Below are 20,085 nucleotides of genomic sequence, written 5' to 3' on the forward strand. Positions count from 1 at the left end.
AGTTGGGCGCGGGAGTGCTACCGGTTTGATGGTCTCTGAACAGTGATTACTTGGCGTTGATGGGGCCGGACACGGCTAGGATTTGATCCAGGTCCATATGTCTTTCCAGGTGGTCAGCCAATGCATCCAGCGCCGTGTCAACGTCCCTGTCATAGGACAGCTGGCTATCGACACCGAGTTCGCTCAAGAAACCGGCGCGGAAGGCATCACTGGCAAACAGCCCATGCAAATAGGTCCCGCGCACGCGGCCATTGGCACTGGCGGCCCCTTCCGCGCGCCCATCCACATCCAGCCAAGCGCGCTCGCTATCCACGCCGGTTGTTCGCCCCATGTGGATCTCATACCCATCAACCGGCAGGTTGCCGCCCTGTGTCGTCGCCTGGGTCAGCGTCACCCGTTTATCCCCGGCCATAACCGTTTCGACATCAAGCAACCCCAGCCCCTCTGCGCGGCCAGGCGTGCCATCGACGCCGTCCGGGTCATCAATCCAGCGCCCAAGCATCTGATAGCCGCCACAGAGCCCCAGAACGTGACCTCCGCGTCGGTGGTGGGCCAATATGTCGATGTCCCAGCCCTGTGCGCGCAAATAGGCCAGATCGCCCAACGTGGATTTGCTGCCGGGGATCAGGATCAGATCCGCATCACCGGGCAGGGCGCGTCCAGGGGGCACCATCTCGACCGTCACATTGGGTTCCGCCGCGAGCGGATCCAGATCGTCGAAATTCGCCATACGCTCCAGCTGGGGCACCGCGACCTTGAAGGCACCGCCACGGCGGGAGGTGACATCCATGCTGTCCTCTGCCGGAAACTTCCACGCATCCCAAAACCAGGGGATCACCCCCAGCGACGGCCAGCCGGTGCGCGCGGCAATATCATCGCGTCCTGCGTCAAACAGGCTGAGGTCGCCGCGAAAGCGATTGACGGCAAAGCCCACGATCTTGTCCTGATCCGCCGGGTCCAGAACGGCCTGGGTGCCGACGATCTGCGCAATCACACCGCCACGGTGAATATCACCCATCAGGATCACCGGCACATTTGCGGCCTGGGCAAAGCCCATATTGGCAATGTCGCCCTTGCGCAGGTTGGTCTCGGCCGGGCTGCCGGCACCTTCGATCAACACCAGATCGACAGTGCTGGCCAGCCGATGAAAGCTTTCAAGCGCGGCCTCAAGCAGGCCCGATTTGTCACGCATAAACGACCCAGCCGCACGGGTGCCGCGCCGCTTGCCTTGTACGATGACCTGCGCGCCCGTGTCTGTCTCGGGCTTCAACAAGATCGGGTTCATATCCGTATGCGGCGCGATACGCGCGGCCAGAGCCTGTAGCGCCTGTGCGCGGCCGATCTCCCCTCCACCGGGGGTGACAGCGGCGTTGTTGGACATGTTTTGCGGCTTAAACGGTGCCACCCGCAGCCCCCGTCGCACAAAGGCGCGCGCCAATCCCGCAACGATCAAAGATTTGCCAACATTGCTGCCGGTGCCTTGCAACATAATCGCGCGTGCCACGTAGTGTCCCTAACTCTTTGCCGTCGCGGGTGATTCCACCCAGCGACCTTAAAACCTATCGGAGATGATATGAACACACCCGCACATCTGTTGACCGGCGCCGCCCTGTTCGGGCGCAAAGGCGACAGAGCGATCCTTGCAGCCGCAGTCGTTGGCAGCCTGCTGCCGGATCTGTCGCTCTATCTGATGACGGCCTGGTCAGTCTATGTCCAGGGCGTGTCGGTCCATGTGGTGTTTGATCAGTTGTATTTTTCCCCGGCCTGGCAACAGGTCTTTGCCATCGACAATTCCATCCCGCTTTGGGGGCTAGCGCTGGCGGCGGCGCTGTGGCTGCGCAAGGGCTGGGCGATTGCCCTGTGCTGTGCCGCTCTCTTGCATATCGGGTTGGACTTCACGATGCATGCGGGCGACGGGCGGCCGAATTTCTGGCCGCTCAGCGACTGGGTGTTTCATTCCCCGATCAGCTATTGGGACCACCGTCATCACGCCCACTTGCTGGAGCCGATCCTGCTGGCGGCCTCTCTGATCTGTTTTGTGGTGCTGTGGCGCGGGCGCAGCTGGCCGGGGCGGGCGCTGTTTTCGGTCCTGGCTTTGATGGAGGTTGCAACCTCCAGCCTCATGTTCATGATCTTCTCAGGCTAGCGCGGCAGAAACTCTGTCCAGGAAAAAAGAAAAACGCGCCCCCACCGGACGCGTTTTTCTTTTTGGCAGCGTTTGAAAGTAGAAACGCTTATGCGGCTTCCGCCTGAGCGTTGCGGCGCTCGCTTTCTTCGCGCGACAGCGCGACAGAGGTCCGTACACCACGGCCTACAAATTCCATCAAGCCTGATACAACCCGTTCGTTCGGGTCAATGCCGGCACAGGTCAGAACTTCGCGCCCATCGCGCGAACGTGCCCAACGGGCAATCTGCTCTGGACCGTTGCCATATTTTTTGTCGTCCGCAATTGCATCGTCCAATGCAGCCAATACGACGGCTGCAAACAGTTTACGGGCGCGGTTGCCTTGCTCATTGTTGTAAGCAGTGCCGTCCACGAAATCTCGCATCTCGCTTCCTTTTTTGTTCTTGCTATTGCAATTTCTGTTTTTTCGGCGTGGCGCCCCTTATGGCGATTTTGTGACGATTCGGGTAGGATATATTTGCATACCTCCCATGCATTTTTTACATGGCTTGTTTTGGACCCGAATTGTCACCCCTGTGCCTTGATCGTTTTCTTGCCAGCTTCTCTGTAGGTCGATATAGGGGCTTTTAACTGTTCAACAACCTCTCGAAAGGCATTTCCCATGCCCAAGATCAACGGCAATGAAATTCGCCCCGGCAACGTGCTGGAACATAACGGAGGCCTGTGGGCCGCGGTTAAGGTCGATCATGTGAAACCAGGCAAAGGCGGCGCCTTTGCACAGGTGGAAATGCGAAACCTGCGTAACGGGTCAAAACTCAATGAACGTTTCCGGTCTGCTGACAAGGTTGAACGGGTACGTTTGGAGCAAAAAGATCAACAATTTCTGTATGAAACGGACGGAATGCTGGTCTTTATGGATACCGAAACCTACGAGCAGATCGAACTGCCCGCAGAGCTTCTGGGTGACCGTCGTCCCTTCCTTCAGGACGGTATGACCATCGTCGTGGAGTTCCACGAGGCAGAGGCGCTGAACGCGACCGTGCCACAGAAAGTCACCTGCAAGATCGTCGAGACCGAGCCGGTGGTCAAAGGCCAGACGGCTGCGAACTCTTTCAAACCTGCGATTCTGGACAATGGCGTCAAAGTCATGGTGCCACCGTTTGTGGGTCAGGATGAGATGATCGTGATCAACACCGACAGCATGGAATACTCCGAGCGCGCGTAACGCTTGCGTAATTTGCATCTGCGACCAAAATCGTAGTTGGGGCCCCGCAACGTCAGTTTGCGGGGCTTTGTCGTATGTTTTCAGCCCCCTGCCACGACTTGCGAAAAATTTGTGCAAAATTGCCTCGCACTGATTAACAACAGAACATCTTTATTTCTGCACATCTTTTCCTTTAGGTTGCATCTCATCCTACCTGGGGAGGGGGAGTGAACATGGGAGTGTCAGCACAATCGGAACATGCCAAGCGCGTGTTAAAGGCGGCAGGGTCGCCAATGGGCGCAGCCAAATCGCGGGTCATCGCGTCGTGGCGGCGCTCGATCGAACGTCACGGGCTGGACCCGGCTGAACTGAAACGTGCGGACCGGATTGATACCGGCGAGCTGCGCCACCGTCGCAGCGCCGCAGACCGGTTTCGTGCCATTGCCGCGCCGCAATTGGATCAGCTTTATCGTCTGGTGGGTCAATCGGGCTGCAGCGTTTTGCTGACCGATGCAGAAGGCGTGGTGCTGGAACAGCGTTGCAGCGACGGCGACGCCCATGCCTTTCGCGCCTGGGGCCTGTGGGAAGGCGCCAATTGGAGCGAACAGGCCGAAGGCACCAATGGCATTGGCACCTGTCTGACCGAAGAACGCGCCTTGATCGTGCACCGCCACGAACATTTCTTTGCCCGCAACGCCGGGATGAGCTGCATCGACGCGCCGATCTTTGGTGCCGACGGGCAGATCATCGGCGCGCTGGACGTCTCCTCTGCCCGTGTGAATCAGACCGAGGGGATCAACCAGTTGATTGCGGCTTCCGTTCTGCAAACCGCCCGCCAGATTGAGGCTGAGGCCTTTCGCGCCGCTTTCCCCAAGGCGCGCTTTGTCCTGGCCGACGCCGAAGAGGGACCGCTGGTCAAATTGCTGGCCGTCAACAGCGATGATATCGTGATCGGAGCCACACGCGGTGCACGGCGTAAATTCGGCCTGGCCGCAATGGGCCCGATTGAGCTGCGTCCTGCCTCTGACCTTTTGGGGCGCCACGACAACGAGGCCACCGGCTTTGAACGCGGCGAACGCGCGGCTGTGATGCGGGCCCTGGCGCGCGCCGATGGCAATGTCTCTCAGGCCGCACGCGCCCTTGGGGTCGGCCGTGCGACGCTCTATCGGCGCATGAAACGGCTCGGGATTGGCGAAAGCGCTGAGTGATCCGGACGCCGGCTTGGCCTCTCAAATCCGGTATGCGGCTGTATACGCAAAACTGTCTCAGCGCTGAGACAGGGCGTGCATATACTCCCTTGGTCTCAGATGACATGCGCCAAACTTGGAGTCATCGTTCCTCACACAGATGCGGCGGGGGAGCCGCACAGATGGAGGAAAACATCATGAACGAGATGACTCAGGTCGCCGGCGAATTCACCTCGCCCTTCAAAGAACGCTACGACAACTACATAGGTGGCAAATTCGTCCCGCCGGTGTCTGGCCGTTACTTCGACAATATCACCCCGATCACCGGTGGTGTTGTGGGCCAGATCGCCCGTTCCGATGAGAAGGACGTCGCGCTGGCGCTTGATGCGGCCCATGCAACCAAGACCGCCTGGGGCACCACGGCCCCCGCGGAACGCGCCAATATCATCCTAAAGATCGCCGACCGGATGGAGGAAAACCTCGACATCCTGGCCAAGGCTGAGACTTGGGACAACGGCAAGCCGATCCGCGAGACAACCCTTGCAGACATCCCGCTGGCCATTGACCACTTCCGCTACTTCGCAGGCGTTCTGCGCGGCCAGGAAGGCACCATGTCCGAGATCGACAATGACACCGTCGCCTATCACTTCCACGAGCCTTTGGGCGTTGTCGCGCAGATCATCCCGTGGAACTTCTCGATCCTGATGGCGGCCTGGAAACTGGCACCGGCGCTGGCGGCGGGCAACTGTGTTGTGCTGAAACCGGCCGAACAGACCCCGGCTGCGATCATGGTGATGATGGGGCTGGTGGGCGACTTGCTGCCCGATGGCGTGTTGAACATCGTCAACGGCTATGGTGCCGAAGTGGGCGCGGCCCTTGCCACCTCTGACCGGATTGCCAAGATCGCCTTCACCGGCTCTACTCAGACCGGTAAAATCATCATGAAAGCCGCGACCGAGAACTTGATCCCGGTGACATTGGAACTGGGCGGCAAGTCGCCAAACATCTTCTTCAAGGACGTAATGGCCGAAGATGATGCGTTCCTAGACAAAGCGATCGAAGGATTTGTGCTGTTTGCCTTCAACCAGGGCGAAGTCTGCACGTCGCCAAGCCGGGCTTTGATCCACGAAGACATCTATGAAGAGTTTATTGCCCGCGCAATTGAACGAGTGAAGGCCATCAATCAAGGCGATCCACGCCTGATGGAGACCATGGTCGGGGCGCAGGCCAGCAAGGAACAGCAGGACAAAATCCTGTCGTACCTGCAGATCGGTGTCGAAGAAGGGGCCGAGGTTCTGGCCGGTGGCGCAGCCGCACGGTTTGATGGTGACATCAAAGATGGCTACTATATCCAGCCGACCGTCCTGAAAGGCCACAACAAGATGCGGGTCTTCCAAGAAGAGATCTTTGGCCCGGTTGTGTCGGTCTGTACCTTCAAAACCGATGAAGAAGCTTTGGAAATCGCCAACGACACGCTTTATGGCCTTGGCGCCGGTGTCTGGTCTCGCGATGCCAACCGCTGCTTCCGTTTTGGTCGTGGGATTGAAGCTGGCCGTGTTTGGGTCAACAACTACCACGCCTATCCAGCCCACGCGGCCTTTGGTGGCTACAAACAATCCGGTATCGGTCGTGAAAACCACAAGATGATGCTGGACCATTATCAGCAGACCAAGAACATGCTGGTCAGCTACAACCCGAACAAACTGGGCTTTTTCTAAGGTTCAAGACGTTCTGTGACAGATCAGAGCCGGGGCAGCGACGCCTTGGCTCATTTTACTCTGAAGTAGACGCTCGATCTAAAACGGCGGTGGGCGCATGCGCACAGGGCATGATTTCACAATCGAGGTGTTCGTGGTTGCCATACGTCCAAAGGTTTCAAGCAACGGGTCCAACTCGCCAATGTTGCGCAACAGCAATCGGGCGACAAAGCCATCTTCGCCGGTCACCTTATCACATTGAACGATCCGGTCCGTGTCTTTGATCTGCTTTTCCAGAATGTGACGTTTACCGGGAAGAGGGCGAAACCGAACCACCGCTTCCAGCGAATAGCCCAATGCCGCAGGTGAGAGTTCAACGGCAAAATTCTGGATGACACCCGTGTCTTCCAGCCGCTTGACCCTGTCGCGAATGGTCGGCGGTGAAACACCAGCCTCGGCTGAAAGGTCTTTCCAGCTCATACGCGCATCACGCGTCAAAGCGATCAATATCGTTCGATCCAGATCATCCATAGCGTTTTCCAATAAAAGGAATCTAAGTCCTTTTGCCTCCTAAATGGCAGGTAAGTCCATGATCGACCTTCCTTAATGAAGGGTCTTCGAGCCCATAGGTCATTATGCTGCCGCCCGTTGGTCACCAATTACAGGAAACAGCATGAATTTTGCGCTTTGGATGTTTTTTGCCACCATATCAGCGGTGAACATCGTCACGCCTGGTCCCGCCAATCTCAACACGGCGCGCCGCGCCATTCAGCTGGGGGGCAAGCGGGTTGTGCCGACAATCTTTGGAAACGCGCTTGGCCTTGCGGTGGGCGGAGCGGTCTGCGCCTTTGGCATTGCGTCCTTTGTGATGTCTTCAACGGTACTTTGGACGGTCTTCAATTGGCTGGGGGCCGCCTATCTGGCTTGGCTTGGACTTCGTTTGATCTTCAAGACCGACGTGTTGTTGCTCGAAGCGGCCAACGATGAGGTCGTGAAACCCTACACATTGTTTCGGGAGGCCTTCCTGTTGGCGGTTGCAAACCCGAAGGCGCTGCTATTTTACATGGCGCTGTTTCCACAGGTTCTGGAACCAGCGCGCGGCATGGCGCTGCAAACAAGCATCCTGATCGTCACCTATTGCGGCCTGTCCATCCTCTCGCTCAGCACCTATTCAGCGTTGGCTCACATCCTGCGAAACTGGTTCATGACGCCGGTAAGATTCACAAGGTTTCGTCAGCTTTCTGGTCTGCTCCTTATTGGATTCGCGATCAAATTGCTGCTGTGACGTCCTATGCTAGGCGTTTGGTGATACATCTAAAACCACACCCCGCGCCGAGACATGCCAGATGTGCGCTGTGCGCTTGCCCGACTTTATTCAGGAAATTTTCACTTTTTCTGTCACACTCTGGGTGCCCGGTTTGTCTTATTTATTATGACAGACGCAAAGAGCACACCCACAGACATCACACGCCTCGGGCGCGCGACCATCGCACCCGCGCAGGAGGGCGATTATAATGCTGCGCAGGCAAAGTTGCGTGGTGGTGTTCAGACGCGTTGTCACAAAAGGCTGCTCGGTGCGCTTTCGAAGGTACAAGTCTCGACCGCACTCGTTTGTATTCACACATGCCGAACAACGTGCCTGACGTATGCAAGCAAATCTCACGACAGCAAAACGACAACATGTGACGGGCCCATTTACCCCGCGCATGGACCACGCCGCCAAAGTTTTCACCTGAGTGAATCCCCGCAGTTAGAAACAGCCAACTTTAACTCCAGCATAGGAATATCCAATGAAACATGTATTTGCATGGATCATCGCGCTTGCGGTGATTATCCCGCATAATTTGGCCGCAGAAGATCATGGTGCGACAAAAGATGAAAAAGACGTGCTTGCCGCCATTCAAACGATGACGGGTAGCTTCCAGTCGGGTGACATCGACACCGTCATGAACAGCTACGAAAGCAAAGCCACCGTGTTGTTTGAACCAGCTACGCCGGTTTCAGATCGCGCAGTGTTGGAGCAGATGTTCACCGGGATGGCCGCGATTAATCCTGTCTTTGACTACAACAAAGGTCATGAGGTCATCGTGAACGGCGACACGGCCGTGCATATCGCACCTTGGGTGATGACCGCCAAAACGCCAGACGGACAAGAGATCCAGCAATCTGGTCTTTCGATTGCCGTTCTGAACAGGCAAGCCGATGGCAGCTGGAAAATGGTCATCGACAATCCGCATGGCGGGCACTTGTTGAACTAAGCTTGGATCAAGGGCCGGGCAATCTGCGCGGCCCTTTGTCATTTTAGCGCAAGGCCGGCTTTTCCACATCAATTGGATGACCACAGCTGTCCATCATCTTCCCGTAGGCTGCTGTGAACCCGCTCAGCGATGCAAGGTAAATGCGTTCGCTCACTTTGATCGGTGACATCAGGCGCATATCCATCTGGGTTCCAGATTTCATTCCCAGCAGGATATAGGCTGCATCTTGCCAACGCACCTGGGCTTCGGCCTGTATGATGCCGTCTTCGTCGTAATACGCATCCACCAATGCGTAGTAGTCGAGCTCTTGGTCAATAATCAGCGTGATTGCCTGGCCGTTTTGCATCTGGGTGTTGTAGCCGCGCGGGGCACTTTCACGCAGTGTGACACGTGGATAATCATCCGGTGGGCCCGCGTCGCCGTTTGAGGTTTCAATCCGCAGGGTTGGATCGCCGTCACCGCCGGTCCATGCCGCACATGTTGTGCGCCAGTCTTCGCCGGTATCAAAGGCATCGACATGGACGGTCCAGTCGCCATAGGTCCAAAACCATTCCTCAGCTTCCACCGCACCCATAGACAGGATAGGGACCAACAGGCCGAGGGTCGGCAGTCGAAAAATGTTCAATGCCATCGTGTGTTCCAATCCTCAACGACGTGCTCAGAATTGGCTTATCAGCAGGGCATGAACAACAGGTTATGCAGACGGCGTCCAGCGTACAACGGCGTCCCCGGCCTGCATATCGCCTTTGGCGCGATCATACCGCAGGTATGCGATCGCCTTGCCCCCAGCCTGTGTAAACAAGGTGCCGACGGGTTTTCCGTTGGCGACAATGTCGCTTCCTACAGGCGCGGCGCCGTCGATCTCCACGACCTGTAGCCCCTTTTTCAGGGTTGTTTTATGCTTCATCCGGGCGGTGACTTCTTGGCCGACATAACAGCCCTTGCGGAAATCGACCCCGGTTAAGGTCTCGAACCCGGCTTCCAGAATATAGCTGTCACCGGTCAGTTCGATGCCGGTTTCAGGGATGCAATGGGCGACGCGGATCGCGTCCCAGCCGCTGCCGTCATCGCCGCTGTCTGCCCCGTACAACCGCCAGCCAAGAGCGCCGTTTCGGGGATCCAGCAAAGCGCCAGCAGGTGGGGCACCCGTGCCGCGTTTGACCTGCAATTCCGTCTCTTCCAGCGTCACGTTCGCCCGTAACCGGTACATGTTCAGCCGCTGCGCCAGTGCTGCGGCCTGTCCGCCTTCGGCATCCAACAGAATATCATTGCCATCCGCCAGCAGAAAGAAATCCGCCAAATATTTGCCCTGTGGTGTCAACAAAGCGGTGTAAACCAAACCTTGATCAATTTGATCTACATTGTTGGTGACAAGGTTCTGCAAAAATGGGCGCGTGTCGGCGCCGCTCAGACGGAAGATAATGCGGGCTGTCAATTTGGGCCTCGTGTCATGATTGCTGGGGCCTTGCGGCGGGGCGTGCTTTTCTCTCTGGCTGTGATATAGGAATGCTGCGAGAAATAAACAGGATTAAACCGATGACAGCCCCGATCAGTGTTGTGATCCCTACTCTTAACGCCGCGCCGCATATGCAGGCGAGCCTTGAGATGTTGATGGAAGGGTTGGCCGCCGGGCTGATCCGCGAGCTGATTGTCACCGATGGTGGTTCAACCGATTATACCCTGCTGATTGCCGAAGAAGCCGGTGCGGAAATCATCACAGGCCCTGCCTCCCGCGGGGGGCAATTGCGTCGCGGCTGCCGTGCGGCCAAAGGGGACTGGCTGCTGATCCTACATGCGGACACGGTGTTGGAAGACGGGTGGAGCAATGTGGTCAACGAACATATCAGAGAGTTTTCCCAACGACCGGCCCATTTTAAACTCGCATTCTCAACCCGTGGGCTACGCCCGGCTGCGGTGGCCGGCTGGGCCAATCTGCGCTCGGCGGTTCTGGGGCTGCCGTATGGCGATCAGGGGCTGTTGGTGCCTGCCGGGCTTTATACCGCCAAGGGTGGCTATCCCGATCAGCCCTTGATGGAGGACGTCGAAATCGCACGCCGCCTACCAGATATGCGCACCCTGCCGGCTTATGCGCTGACCAGCGCCGAACGCTATCGACGCGACGGTTGGCTGCGCCGGGGCACCCGTAACCTGTGGACGTTGATGCGTTACGCGATGGGGGCCGATCCCGAAAAATTGGCGGCGGCCTACCGGCGCTAGTGCGGCCGGCGCTTTTCCTCGCACCGACCAAATTTACAACTACCGAATGAACTTACGCGCCAGTCGGCGCAACCACCCGGTTTCCGGCATGTTTGATGCGGTGTCCTGCGGCAATTGCGCGGCAACACCCTCTGGGTCCACCAGGGTTTTGCCGTCCTTGAACTGTAAACGATAGAGATCCGCATAGATCCCGCCGCGCTCCAGCAGCTCTTCGTGAGTGCCCTGATCGGCGATCTCACCGCGATCCATCACGATGATCTTGTCTGCCGCGCGAATGGTCGACAAACGGTGCGCAATCACAATTGTTGTGCGCCCGCCCGATAGCTTGTCCAAAGCGGCCTGCACAACCTTTTCCGACTGCGCATCCAGCGCGGATGTGGCCTCATCCAACAACAGAACCGGCGTGTTTCGCAACAAGGCGCGGGCAATTACCACCCGCTGACGTTGGCCTCCCGACAAGGCAGAACCGCGCGGACCCACCAATGTGTCGAGCCCATTGGCCAATTTCGGCAGGAAGTCAGATACATGGGCGGCGTCCAGCACCTCTTTCAACTGTTCGTCACTGACATCAGTGCGTCCCAACAGGATGTTTTCGCGCAGGGTTTCGTCAAACAACAACGCCTCTTGTGTCACAACCGAGAAGAGGCCGCGCAGGTCGTCCAGCGACATCTTATTTACGGGGACACCACCCACAGTAGCCTGCCCTTCCTGAGGGTCGATCAAACGGGTGACCACATTAAAGATGGTGGATTTTCCGGCCCCAGATGCCCCAACCAATGCAGTGGTTTTTCCCGGTTCAGCCAGCATCGACAGGTTTTTGAGCACAGGCGAGCTGCCGTAGCTGAGCGAGATGTTCTCCAACTTCAATTCTGGTAAACCGGTCGGGGCAGGCACGGGATTTGCGGGCGAGGTGACCTTAATTGGCGCGTCCATCAGCTCCTTCAACCGCTCGATGGCGGCGGCGGCTGACTGCCAAACGCCGCTGACAGCGGCAAGACGGCGCATCGGGTCAAAGGTCAGGCCAATTGCGGTGAAAAAGCTCATAAACTCACCAACCGACTTTTCGCCACCGATGATTTGGTGGCCGCCGTAGAGAACAACGCCCATGACGCCGAGTCCCGCCATCATGTCGATCATACAGGTGAGGGAAGATGTACCGAGGTTCGCTTTTAATTCCTGACGCACCAAGTCGTCCATATGGTGCTCGTAGCGGTCTTCTTGATATTGTTCCAAATTGTTCAGCTTGATCGGAACCATGCCGTGGAAAATTTCATCCAGACGGGTCGAAAGCGATGCCCCCAGATCTCGCGCCCGGGCCGCTTTTTTGCGCACATACCGCTGCACCCACGACAAAGGCAACAGCAGCATGGGAAGTCCGACTAGCATGATCAAAGTCCAACGCCAGTCGACCATAAGCGCGACATACATCGTCGCCATCAATTGCGTGACATCGCGCCCTGCGCCAGTGATCACTGCTTGCCAGACCTGGTTGATCGCGCCCACGTCTCCTTGAACCCGTTGGATCAGAAAGCCGGGCGGATTGACTTGGTGAAACGATGGATCCTGCCGAATGATCCGTGCCAGCATCTCCTTGCGCAAATGTGCACCGGAAACCAATGAGATCCGCGCCAACAGCACTTTTTGGCAGACGCTGGTGATCCCTCGGACCGAGAAGATGACAAAAAATGCGAGGCTCACCCAGATCAGCGCATCCGCATTGCCCGCCACAAACACGTGGTCGAACATCGGTTGCATCATATAGGCAAGACCGCCCACGGTTGAGCCTTCGATCAGCATGAAGATGAAGGCGATGCCAAGCCACCCCATGTAGTGACGTAAATAGCCACTCCATAGCCAACTCATCAGTTCGCGTGAAGATTTAGGGGGGGTACTCATATCAAGGCGCGGCCTTCTTATTGTCTGCGTGCTCGAGCGTGATCCACAGGAGTTGAGCCATTTAAGCAGGTCATCGACCATGTGCAAGCTTTGCCCCACTATCGCGACCCAGAGTGTTGCGCCGCAATTTCGAGCAAGGTGGCAGTTGCTGTCGTGACTTCGCGACGTCACTGTATTTCGCGATTGACGCCATAGGTCGCCCGGCTACGGTCGGTCCACGACATGTGGCACCGGGATCCCCGTGCTCTTTGATTCAGGTTTAGATCCATGACAGACATTATCTCTTTGGCGGCAGGTATGCCCTATTTGGCCATTCCAGGCCCTTCCGTTGTGCCGGACCAAGTGTTGCGCGCGATGCATCATCATTCTTCCAATATCTACGAAGGCCCATTGGTGGATATGGTGCCGACCATCGCGCAGGACCTTAAACGCGTTGCGCGCACCGATCAGAATGTGGCGATCTACATCAGCAACGGTCATGGCCTGTGGGAGGCCTCGCTGGAGAATGTCACATCGGTTGGCGACCAAGTGCTGGTCGCTGGCAACGGTCGCTTTTCTGCCGGTTGGGCGGAGACCGCGCGCAAGCTTGGCCGCGTGGTGGATGTGGTGGACAGCGGCATGGCGACGCCCTGGGACATGGACGGTCTGCGTGCGGCCCTTGTTGCGGATGAACCGCATGACATCAAAGCCTTGCTGGCAGTGCATGTGGACACTTCCGGGTCGATCCGCAACGATGTGCCCGCGCTGCGGGCCCTTTTGGATGAGCTCGCCCACCCGGCGTTGTTGATGATGGATTGCATTGCCTCTATGGGGTGCGAGACTTTTGAGATGGACGCATGGGGCGTGGATGTCGCCATCACAGCCAGCCAAAAAGGGCTGATGATGCCGCCTGGTTTGGGGTTTGTGTTTTTTAATGAAAAAGCAACCGAGCGGCGTTGCGCCCAAGAGCGCGTCAGCCCCTATTGGGATTGGAGCGCGCGCAGCAATCCGGATGTCTTCTATCAGTATTTCTGCGGCACTGCACCCGTGCAGCAGCTTTATGGTCTGAGGGCGGCGCTGGATATGATCCACGACGAGGGGGTCGAAAACGTCTGGAAGCGCCATGAGATCCTGGCGCGCGCCATTTGGGCCGCGGCTGAGGCCTGGGGGCAGGGTGGTCCGCTGAAATTGGATGTGGCGGATCCCGCGTTACGGTCCCATGCGGTAACTGCGTTGTCGCTGGAGGCGCCTGACGGCACCCGGTTGCGCAAATGGTGCGAAACACATCTGGGCCTGACACTGGGCATTGGCCTGCGTGCCACGCCATGGGGGGATCCAGAATGGGACGCCCATTTCCGCTTTGGTCATATGGGACATGTAAACGGCCATATGATCCTGGGACTGTTGGGCGGGGTTGAGACGGGTCTGACCGCTTGCGGCATTGCCCATGGCTCCGGCGCGGTGGAGGCCGCAGCGCGGGTGTTGGCGCAAAATACGTAAAGTGGATTAGGGCACGGGTCGAGGCGCTCCCGCCCCCGTGGGCGGGCTGGCGATGCCAGCCCTGTCCCAAACGGCGTTGGGCCGGGCGCCCCTTTTGTCAAAGGGGCGCGGCCGCCAAGTGGCACATGAGTGACCTTCACCAAGGTGGGTTTCTGCGTAGCCAATCCGGTCATTGCCGCAAGAGATCGCTGGTCAGACAGCACAAGTCAGTGTGCAAACCACATCAATAGACCAGTCCAGCAAGAGAATGCCCCCAAGCCGCAGATTGCACGGAGTGTTAGGCCAAGGGCAATCCTGCTTAGAATTGTTCTTCGGAAATGACCTGACCGTCCAAGACAACGCCTAGGCGGGTGATCAGATGGTTCAGCAGCAAGGCAATAATCACCACGGGGCCCATGCCAAACAAGGCCCAGATGATCATGAATAGCCACACAAGGCTGACGCCCAGAAATACATAAAGGGCGGATTGGTAGTCGGGTTGGTCTTCGCGTCTTTGCATTGAACAAGCCTCCATACGATCCCGTTACAATAGGGCTTATCTCCTAAATAATAGTGAAAATGCCCCCCTAACATCAGTTAGGGCGGGACGGCGTCAGATCCAGTGGAAACGAGGCTATTGCGAGGAGGCGTGTCGTGCTTGATCTAGGGCGAGGGGGAGCGCGGTTTTGAAGACGTCGAGCTCCTCTGCAGGACCACAGGAAATGCGGATGCAGCGGTCTTGGGGGGCCACAAAGGGCATGCGGACGAAACAACCGCGCGCAACTAGATTGGCCAGAACCCGGCGGGCAAAATTGCCATCTGCGCCACTGTCGATGGTAACAAAATTACAGGCAGAGGGCAGCGGCTCAAGACCGTTGTTCCGCGCGATCTGTGCAATCCTCTCTCGGGCAGTAGTGATCTGTGTCAAACGTTCCGCCAGACCGTTGTGGTCATGGACTGCGGCCAAAGCTGCTACCTGCGCCAGTCTGTTCACGCCGAAATGGTTGCGTATCTTGTCAAAGGCGCGGATCAGATCCGGGTGGGCCAACGCATATCCAATCCGCAACCCGGCCATACCGTAGGCTTTGGAGAAGGTACGCATCCGGATCACGCGTGGATCATCACAATCGACCGGGGCAGCGGTGCCGTCCGGCGCGCATTCCACATAGGCCTCGTCCAGCACCAAGAGGCATCCATCGGGCAGAAGATCCAGCGCGGCAACGATATCGGCCCCCATGTGCCAACTGCCCATGGGATTGTCCGGATTGGCCAGATAGACCAGCTTCGCATCCACTTCGGCCGCTTTGGCGAACAGGCTGGCAGGATCTTCATGGTCGTTCACATATGGCACCGTGATCAGCGCGCCTCCGCAGCCCACCACGTGGTAATTGAAGGTCGGATAAGCGCCAGAAGACGTCACGACCTTATCGCCTTGACCTATCAACAGCCGCACGAGCAAACCCAACAAACCATCAATTCCTTCGCCAATTAGGATATGGTAGTTGGAACAATTATGCTGGGCTGCCAATGCTGAACGCAGTTCCAAACTGGTTGAGTCGCCATATTTCCACGCGTCCGCCACGGCGGAATGCATTGCCTTCAGTGCGGCGGGAACTGGGCCAAAGCCGTTCTCATTCGCCCCTAGCCGCGCCGCATATGGCGCGCCGCGTTCACGTTCTGCTTGCTCGGGCCCCACAAAAGGCACGGTTGCGGGCAGGGATTGGATCAACGGGGTGTAACGTGGCGTTTTCATAACCCAGATTTACCCCCGCAGACGGCACGTTGGCAACCGGACAAACTTCGCCTGATGCGCGCAGCTTCGGTGTATCAATCGCCTGTAAGTGCGGCACGGTGGTGCGGATGCCAGCGAGGACGCGCCGAAACGAAATTTCTTTTCCAATGTTAGCGCAAGCATGCGTTGAGAGCGCGGCGTTTCAGGGTATAGACGGGGCGAAACTACCATACTTCGGAGAGTTACACGTTATGGTTAAAGACGGTTCCATTCAACAAGCACAGTTTGAACGCATTGCAACCGGCCAAGGATTCATTGCCGCGCTGGATCAATCCGGCGGGTCCACTCCAAAGGCGTTGAAGCTCTATGGTGTTGAAGAAGACGCCTACTCCAACGACGACGAAATGTTCGGTGAAATTCACAAGATGCGCAGCCGCATCATCACCGCGACCTCGTTCGATCAGGAGAAAATCCTGGGCGCGATTCTGTTTGAAAAAACCATGGATGGCGCGATCGAAGGCAAACCTACGGCGACCTACCTGTGGGAAGATTGCGGTGTTGTGCCCTTCCTGAAGGTCGACAAAGGTCTGGCGGATGAGGAAAACGGCGTGCAGGTGATGAAGCCGATGCCGGAACTGGACGCGCTTTTGTCGCGCGCGGTTGAGGCTGGGATTTTCGGCACCAAGATGCGCTCGGTCGTTAAAGAAGCCAATGTTGAGGGCATCAAAGCCGTTGTGGCGCAGCAGTTCGACGTGGGTAAACAGATTGTCGCGGCTGGCCTGTGCCCGATCATCGAGCCGGAAGTGGACATCAACTCTCCCACCAAAGGTGAGGCGGAAGTGTTGTTGAAAGGTGAGATCCTGTCCCAGCTGAACGCGCTGGACGAAGGCACCAAAGTCACGCTGAAACTGACCATCCCGAATGAAGCTGGCATCTATGATGAGCTGGCGGACCATCCGGCGGTTGTGCGGGTTGTGGCACTGTCGGGCGGCTATTCCACCGAGGACGCGTGCGAACGCCTGTCCAAGAACTCCAAGATGATCGCCTCCTTCAGCCGTGCGCTGACCGAAGGGTTGAATGTTGCGATGTCGGATGAGGAATATAACGCGGCGCTGGGCGCGAATATCTCCAAAATCTACGCCGCGTCGCTGTAAAACGACGCCGCAGGCCGGGACAGATCCTGGCCAAACTCCGGACGTACGAACGCCCCCTTGCAGATGATGCGAGGGGGCGTTTTTTGTCGGACGTGCGTTGGGTGATGGGGGGAGAAAGATTAAGATCCGTTAGGAAAGATAGGGGTTTCACCGCCAAATGTTTCGCACGCGAAACAATGGGTCAGGAGGGTTGATACTCTTTATTGGGGTGGTGTACACTCTATGGTGTCAAGAGGGGGCGTGCGGTGCAAAAACCGAACAGAAAATACATGAAATTCCCAAGTGAAACTTTTTAGGATTCACATTTTGCACCAGCATGTTATCGTCTAATGGCAGGATCGCTTGGTAACCGCTGCCTTGAACTATAGATGACAGGCGGGCCAGCGGACGCTCGACACATAGGATATTGAGCTATCGCTTCTGGTCAAAACGGCCCCGATTCTGCGCTGTTGCTCTTTCGGAAAAACCGTAGTGCAAAAAGATTTCGGCCTGTTCTTTACTTAGTGTGAGGTCCTTCGGGTTGGTAGGTTGAAGTACTAAACCAAAATCCGAAATTTCATTGAACGCATTTCTGGCCATGATTGGAGACAACCTTTTCGCCGAATCTATATTACGCCTTTTGTTTTCAGTATTGAGCGCCCTGAAAAAGGCACTAGCAACGATGTCGGAACACTGAAGGCCTGCCTCTTGATAGTGAGGCACATAATCCACCAGTTTATAGCTTAGAAACCTGAAGTCTATTTTCCGCTTGTTGAGAACGGGATTGCTTTGCAGCCTTAACCACTCCAAATAAGCTTTCGTTTGACCGTAGGAGTGACCGCCTCTTTTACTGAATAGGACTTTTATTTTGTCGTCTTCGGTGGGCATTTCTGAGCAGTCTTGCAGGCAAAATTCTGTAACTCTTTCCAGTAGAATGCGCACTAACCAGTTATAAAACCATTGCTTCCCGCCAGCTTGTGCAGCTCTTTCGTTTTCATGCCCGCGCATGTTTTTCTTGTTCGACGCTATAATGAATGCTCTCGCCGGATATTTAGCTAGAAGTTCAGCTGCACGTGTTCCCTTTGTGGGACTAAGTTTGCGAAAGTGAATCACATTCGACTGGCTTTGGATGTCTGCGGAAATGTTATCAAGCCATAAGCGACAAGATTTTTCGTGTTCCGCGCGGATAAGGTAACCGGAGAGAAGGAGCCATTCGCTCGCACCGTTGGGGTCAATTGGCCGAACTTTCGTAAGTCCATCGTCTCCAGCCTCATCAATGTATAAGATATACTTGTATGAATTCATAACTTCGTACTTGCCTAATAAGAAAAATACTCTGTCTGGTTGAAAACGATTCTGCAATGTCGCCCTCGATCGCGTGTAGATCTGCAAACTAGAAATCGGCTGTCTGCGAAATTTGGGGATGTTCTGTGCACTCAAAGCAAAAACGCCCCGGATTTCTCCGAGGCGTTTCTTTTTATTCGTAATGTAGCTGGGATCACACCAACCGCGAGGCATCCTTTGCCGCGCGGACGAAGTCTTTGAACAGCGGGTGGGGCTCAAAGGGTTTAGACTTCAGTTCCGGGTGGAACTGGACGCCGATGAACCAGGGGTGGTCGGCCCATTCCACGATCTCGGGCAGGCGGCCGTCGGGGGACATGCCGGAGAAGTTGAGCCCGCAGGCCTCCAGCTTTTCGCGGTATTTGATGTCGACCTCATAGCGGTGACGGTGGCGTTCCTCGATCGCGGTGGCGCCATAGGCGGCGGCGACGTTGGAGCCTTCGGTCAGGGTGGCGTCATAGGCGCCCAGGCGCATGGTGCCGCCTTTGTCGTCGCTGACGGAGCGTTCGACCTTGTGGTTGCCCTGCACCCATTCCTTGAGGTGGTAGACAACCGGTTCAAAGCGTTTGCCGCCCGCTTCGTGGTCAAATTCTTCGGAGCCTGCAGCCGAGATGCCTGCGACGTTACGGGCGGCCTCGATCACGGCCATTTGCATGCCGAGGCAGATGCCCAGGTAGGGGACGTTGTTTTCGCGCGCGTATTGGGCTGCCTTGATCTTGCCCTCGGTGCCGCGTTCGCCAAAGCCGCCGGGGACCAGAATGGCGTTGAAGCCCTGGAGGTGCGGGGTGGGGTCTTCGCGATCGAACAGCTCGGCGTCGACCCATTCGATACGCACTTTGACGCGGTTGGCCATGCCACCGTGAGTCAGCGCCTCGGCAATGGATTTATAGGCGTCTTCGAGCTGGGTGTATTTGCCCACAATGGCCACGCGCACTTCGCCTTCGGGGTTGTAGATGCGGTCGGCCACATCTTCCCAGCGGGCGAGGTTGGGTTTGGGGGCCGGTGCGATGCCAAAGGCGTCGAGCACGGCCTGGTCCATCCCTTCGCGGTGATAGGCGAGGGGGGCCTCGTAGATGGATTTGAGATCCTGTGCGGCGATCACGCTGTCGGGGCGGACGTTGCAGAAGAGGGCGAGCTTTTCGCGCTCTTTCTTGGGGATCGGGCCTTCGGAGCGGCAGACGAGGATGTCGGGGGCGAGGCCGATGGAGCGCAGTTCCTTGACCGAGTGTTGGGTCGGTTTGGTTTTCAGCTCACCGGAGGCTTTGATATAGGGCAGCAGCGTGAGGTGCATAAAGATACATTCACCGCGCGGCTTGTCCTGGGCAAATTGGCGGATGGCCTCAAAGAAGGGCAGGCCTTCGATGTCGCCCACGGTGCCGCCGATTTCACAGAGCATGAAATCAACTTCGTCTTCGCCGATGGAGATGAAGTCTTTGATCTCATTTGTCACATGGGGGATGACCTGAATGGTTTTGCCCAGGTAGTCGCCGCGGCGTTCTTTTTCCAAGACGTTGGTGTAGATGCGTCCGGATGAGATTGAATCGGTTTTGCGGGCCGGGACGCCGGTGAAGCGTTCGTAGTGGCCCAAGTCGAGGTCGGTTTCCGCGCCATCGTCGGTGACGAAGACTTCACCGTGTTCAAAGGGCGACATGGTGCCGGGATCGACGTTCAGATAGGGGTCCAGCTTGCGCAGGCGGACTGAATAGCCGCGAGCCTGCAGCAATGCTCCAAGAGCGGCAGATGCCAGGCCTTTGCCCAGCGAAGAAACAACACCACCAGTGATGAAGATAAAACGCGCCATATGTGTCGGCTGCCCCCGTGAGAGTTCAAGAAATAA

19 protein-coding genes are annotated in these 20,085 nt (G+C 57.0%); 9 read left to right on the top strand and 10 right to left on the bottom strand.

Annotated elements, in window-relative coordinates; all coding sequences use genetic code 11:
- Window positions 1-46: 46 nt before the first annotated feature.
- Window positions 47-1,489: a cobyric acid synthase gene (locus tag KMP13_RS00005; protein WP_215263423.1), complete on the bottom strand. Its 1,443-nt coding sequence runs from the start codon at window positions 1,487-1,489 to the stop codon at window positions 47-49.
- A gap of 84 nt (window positions 1,490-1,573) precedes the next feature.
- On the opposite strand from KMP13_RS00005, the gene KMP13_RS00010 reads away from it, so the two are divergent.
- Window positions 1,574-2,146, top strand: coding sequence for a cobalamin biosynthesis protein CobQ (locus tag KMP13_RS00010; protein WP_215263394.1), 573 nt, complete (start codon window positions 1,574-1,576; stop codon window positions 2,144-2,146).
- Between the two features lie 88 nt (window positions 2,147-2,234).
- Here KMP13_RS00010 and KMP13_RS00015 read toward each other — a convergent pair whose 3' ends face one another.
- Window positions 2,235-2,549 (bottom strand): DUF6280 family protein, encoded by a 315-nt coding sequence (locus KMP13_RS00015; protein WP_153548236.1) that lies wholly within the window; start codon window positions 2,547-2,549, stop codon window positions 2,235-2,237.
- Window positions 2,550-2,786: 237 nt separating this feature from the next.
- On the opposite strand from KMP13_RS00015, the gene efp reads away from it, so the two are divergent.
- From efp to adh, 3 genes are all read left to right on the top strand, one after another.
- A complete protein-coding gene (gene efp / locus KMP13_RS00020; protein WP_215263395.1) occupies window positions 2,787-3,350 on the top strand; it encodes an elongation factor P in 564 nt (187 codons plus the stop codon).
- A gap of 212 nt (window positions 3,351-3,562) precedes the next feature.
- Window positions 3,563-4,537, top strand: coding sequence for a GAF domain-containing protein (locus tag KMP13_RS00025; RefSeq protein ID WP_215263396.1), 975 nt, complete (start codon window positions 3,563-3,565; stop codon window positions 4,535-4,537).
- A 176-nt stretch (window positions 4,538-4,713) separates the two neighbouring features.
- Window positions 4,714-6,234 (top strand): aldehyde dehydrogenase, encoded by a 1,521-nt coding sequence (gene adh, locus KMP13_RS00030; RefSeq protein WP_215263397.1) that lies wholly within the window; start codon window positions 4,714-4,716, stop codon window positions 6,232-6,234.
- Window positions 6,235-6,312: 78 nt separating this feature from the next.
- On the opposite strand, the gene KMP13_RS00035 is transcribed toward adh, so the two are convergent.
- Window positions 6,313-6,744 (bottom strand): Lrp/AsnC family transcriptional regulator, encoded by a 432-nt coding sequence (locus KMP13_RS00035; RefSeq protein ID WP_215263398.1) that lies wholly within the window; start codon window positions 6,742-6,744, stop codon window positions 6,313-6,315.
- A gap of 142 nt (window positions 6,745-6,886) precedes the next feature.
- Here KMP13_RS00035 and KMP13_RS00040 point away from each other — a divergent pair, with 142 nt between their 5' ends.
- Both KMP13_RS00040 and KMP13_RS00045 read left to right on the top strand, forming a co-directional pair.
- Window positions 6,887-7,498, top strand: coding sequence for a LysE family translocator (locus KMP13_RS00040; protein WP_215263399.1), 612 nt, complete (start codon window positions 6,887-6,889; stop codon window positions 7,496-7,498).
- Between the two features lie 505 nt (window positions 7,499-8,003).
- Window positions 8,004-8,471, top strand: a complete 468-nt coding sequence (locus KMP13_RS00045; protein ID WP_215263400.1) for a YybH family protein — start codon at window positions 8,004-8,006, stop codon at window positions 8,469-8,471.
- 43 nt (window positions 8,472-8,514) lie between these two features.
- On the opposite strand, the gene KMP13_RS00050 is transcribed toward KMP13_RS00045, so the two are convergent.
- Both KMP13_RS00050 and KMP13_RS00055 read right to left on the bottom strand, forming a co-directional pair.
- The gene (locus tag KMP13_RS00050) at window positions 8,515-9,102 is read right to left on the bottom strand and encodes a hypothetical protein (RefSeq protein ID WP_215263401.1); all 588 of its coding nucleotides are present in this window, start codon (window positions 9,100-9,102) and stop codon (window positions 8,515-8,517) included.
- Between the two features lie 63 nt (window positions 9,103-9,165).
- Window positions 9,166-9,906 (bottom strand): YgfZ/GcvT domain-containing protein, encoded by a 741-nt coding sequence (locus KMP13_RS00055; RefSeq protein WP_215263402.1) that lies wholly within the window; start codon window positions 9,904-9,906, stop codon window positions 9,166-9,168.
- Window positions 9,907-10,007: 101 nt separating this feature from the next.
- Between KMP13_RS00055 and KMP13_RS00060 the strand changes: the two genes are divergently transcribed.
- Window positions 10,008-10,688 (top strand): TIGR04283 family arsenosugar biosynthesis glycosyltransferase, encoded by a 681-nt coding sequence (locus tag KMP13_RS00060; RefSeq protein WP_215263403.1) that lies wholly within the window; start codon window positions 10,008-10,010, stop codon window positions 10,686-10,688.
- 39 nt (window positions 10,689-10,727) lie between these two features.
- Here KMP13_RS00060 and KMP13_RS00065 read toward each other — a convergent pair whose 3' ends face one another.
- Entirely contained in the window at window positions 10,728-12,551 is a 1,824-nt protein-coding gene (locus KMP13_RS00065) for an ABC transporter ATP-binding protein (RefSeq protein ID WP_435370320.1), read from the bottom strand.
- A 300-nt stretch (window positions 12,552-12,851) separates the two neighbouring features.
- On the opposite strand from KMP13_RS00065, the gene KMP13_RS00070 reads away from it, so the two are divergent.
- Entirely contained in the window at window positions 12,852-14,063 is a 1,212-nt protein-coding gene (locus KMP13_RS00070; RefSeq protein WP_215263405.1) for a pyridoxal-phosphate-dependent aminotransferase family protein, read from the top strand.
- A 298-nt stretch (window positions 14,064-14,361) separates the two neighbouring features.
- Here the strand turns inward: KMP13_RS00070 and KMP13_RS00075 are convergent, their stop codons facing one another.
- Window positions 14,362-14,562, bottom strand: coding sequence for a histidinol phosphate aminotransferase (locus KMP13_RS00075; protein WP_251363609.1), 201 nt, complete (start codon window positions 14,560-14,562; stop codon window positions 14,362-14,364).
- Between the two features lie 114 nt (window positions 14,563-14,676).
- The gene (locus KMP13_RS00080) at window positions 14,677-15,795 is read right to left on the bottom strand and encodes a pyridoxal phosphate-dependent aminotransferase (protein ID WP_215263407.1); all 1,119 of its coding nucleotides are present in this window, start codon (window positions 15,793-15,795) and stop codon (window positions 14,677-14,679) included.
- A gap of 230 nt (window positions 15,796-16,025) precedes the next feature.
- Between KMP13_RS00080 and KMP13_RS00085 the strand changes: the two genes are divergently transcribed.
- Window positions 16,026-16,928, top strand: a complete 903-nt coding sequence (locus KMP13_RS00085; RefSeq protein WP_215263408.1) for a fructose bisphosphate aldolase — start codon at window positions 16,026-16,028, stop codon at window positions 16,926-16,928.
- 411 nt (window positions 16,929-17,339) lie between these two features.
- Here the strand turns inward: KMP13_RS00085 and KMP13_RS00090 are convergent, their stop codons facing one another.
- Together KMP13_RS00090 and KMP13_RS00095 are read right to left on the bottom strand one after the other, a co-directional pair.
- Window positions 17,340-18,212, bottom strand: a complete 873-nt coding sequence (locus KMP13_RS00090; RefSeq protein ID WP_215263409.1) for a DUF3800 domain-containing protein — start codon at window positions 18,210-18,212, stop codon at window positions 17,340-17,342.
- A gap of 193 nt (window positions 18,213-18,405) precedes the next feature.
- Window positions 18,406-20,049 carry a CTP synthase gene (locus KMP13_RS00095; protein ID WP_215263410.1) on the bottom strand — a complete coding sequence of 548 codons (1,644 nt, stop codon included), beginning with the start codon at window positions 20,047-20,049 and terminating at the stop codon, window positions 18,406-18,408.
- Between the last annotated feature and the right edge of the window lie 36 nt (window positions 20,050-20,085).

Source organism: Epibacterium ulvae (assembly GCF_018678075.1).
Classification (GTDB): Bacteria; Pseudomonadota; Alphaproteobacteria; order Rhodobacterales; family Rhodobacteraceae; genus Epibacterium; species Epibacterium ulvae_A.

Coding starts and splice junctions, on each gene's coding strand:
- KMP13_RS00005 (WP_215263423.1), bottom strand. CDS start 1,489: ATGTTGCAAGGCACCGGCAGCAATGTTGGCAAATCTTTGATCGTTGCG.
- KMP13_RS00010 (WP_215263394.1), top strand. CDS start 1,574: ATGAACACACCCGCACATCTGTTGACCGGCGCCGCCCTGTTCGGGCGC.
- KMP13_RS00015 (WP_153548236.1), bottom strand. CDS start 2,549: ATGCGAGATTTCGTGGACGGCACTGCTTACAACAATGAGCAAGGCAAC.
- efp (WP_215263395.1), top strand. CDS start 2,787: ATGCCCAAGATCAACGGCAATGAAATTCGCCCCGGCAACGTGCTGGAA.
- KMP13_RS00025 (WP_215263396.1), top strand. CDS start 3,563: ATGGGAGTGTCAGCACAATCGGAACATGCCAAGCGCGTGTTAAAGGCG.
- adh (WP_215263397.1), top strand. CDS start 4,714: ATGAACGAGATGACTCAGGTCGCCGGCGAATTCACCTCGCCCTTCAAA.
- KMP13_RS00035 (WP_215263398.1), bottom strand. CDS start 6,744: ATGGATGATCTGGATCGAACGATATTGATCGCTTTGACGCGTGATGCG.
- KMP13_RS00040 (WP_215263399.1), top strand. CDS start 6,887: ATGAATTTTGCGCTTTGGATGTTTTTTGCCACCATATCAGCGGTGAAC.
- KMP13_RS00045 (WP_215263400.1), top strand. CDS start 8,004: ATGAAACATGTATTTGCATGGATCATCGCGCTTGCGGTGATTATCCCG.
- KMP13_RS00050 (WP_215263401.1), bottom strand. CDS start 9,102: ATGGCATTGAACATTTTTCGACTGCCGACCCTCGGCCTGTTGGTCCCT.
- KMP13_RS00060 (WP_215263403.1), top strand. CDS start 10,008: ATGACAGCCCCGATCAGTGTTGTGATCCCTACTCTTAACGCCGCGCCG.
- KMP13_RS00065 (WP_435370320.1), bottom strand. CDS start 12,551: ATGAGTTGGCTATGGAGTGGCTATTTACGTCACTACATGGGGTGGCTT.
- KMP13_RS00070 (WP_215263405.1), top strand. CDS start 12,852: ATGACAGACATTATCTCTTTGGCGGCAGGTATGCCCTATTTGGCCATT.
- KMP13_RS00075 (WP_251363609.1), bottom strand. CDS start 14,562: ATGCAAAGACGCGAAGACCAACCCGACTACCAATCCGCCCTTTATGTA.
- KMP13_RS00080 (WP_215263407.1), bottom strand. CDS start 15,795: ATGAAAACGCCACGTTACACCCCGTTGATCCAATCCCTGCCCGCAACC.
- KMP13_RS00085 (WP_215263408.1), top strand. CDS start 16,026: ATGGTTAAAGACGGTTCCATTCAACAAGCACAGTTTGAACGCATTGCA.
- KMP13_RS00090 (WP_215263409.1), bottom strand. CDS start 18,212: ATGAATTCATACAAGTATATCTTATACATTGATGAGGCTGGAGACGAT.
- KMP13_RS00095 (WP_215263410.1), bottom strand. CDS start 20,049: ATGGCGCGTTTTATCTTCATCACTGGTGGTGTTGTTTCTTCGCTGGGC.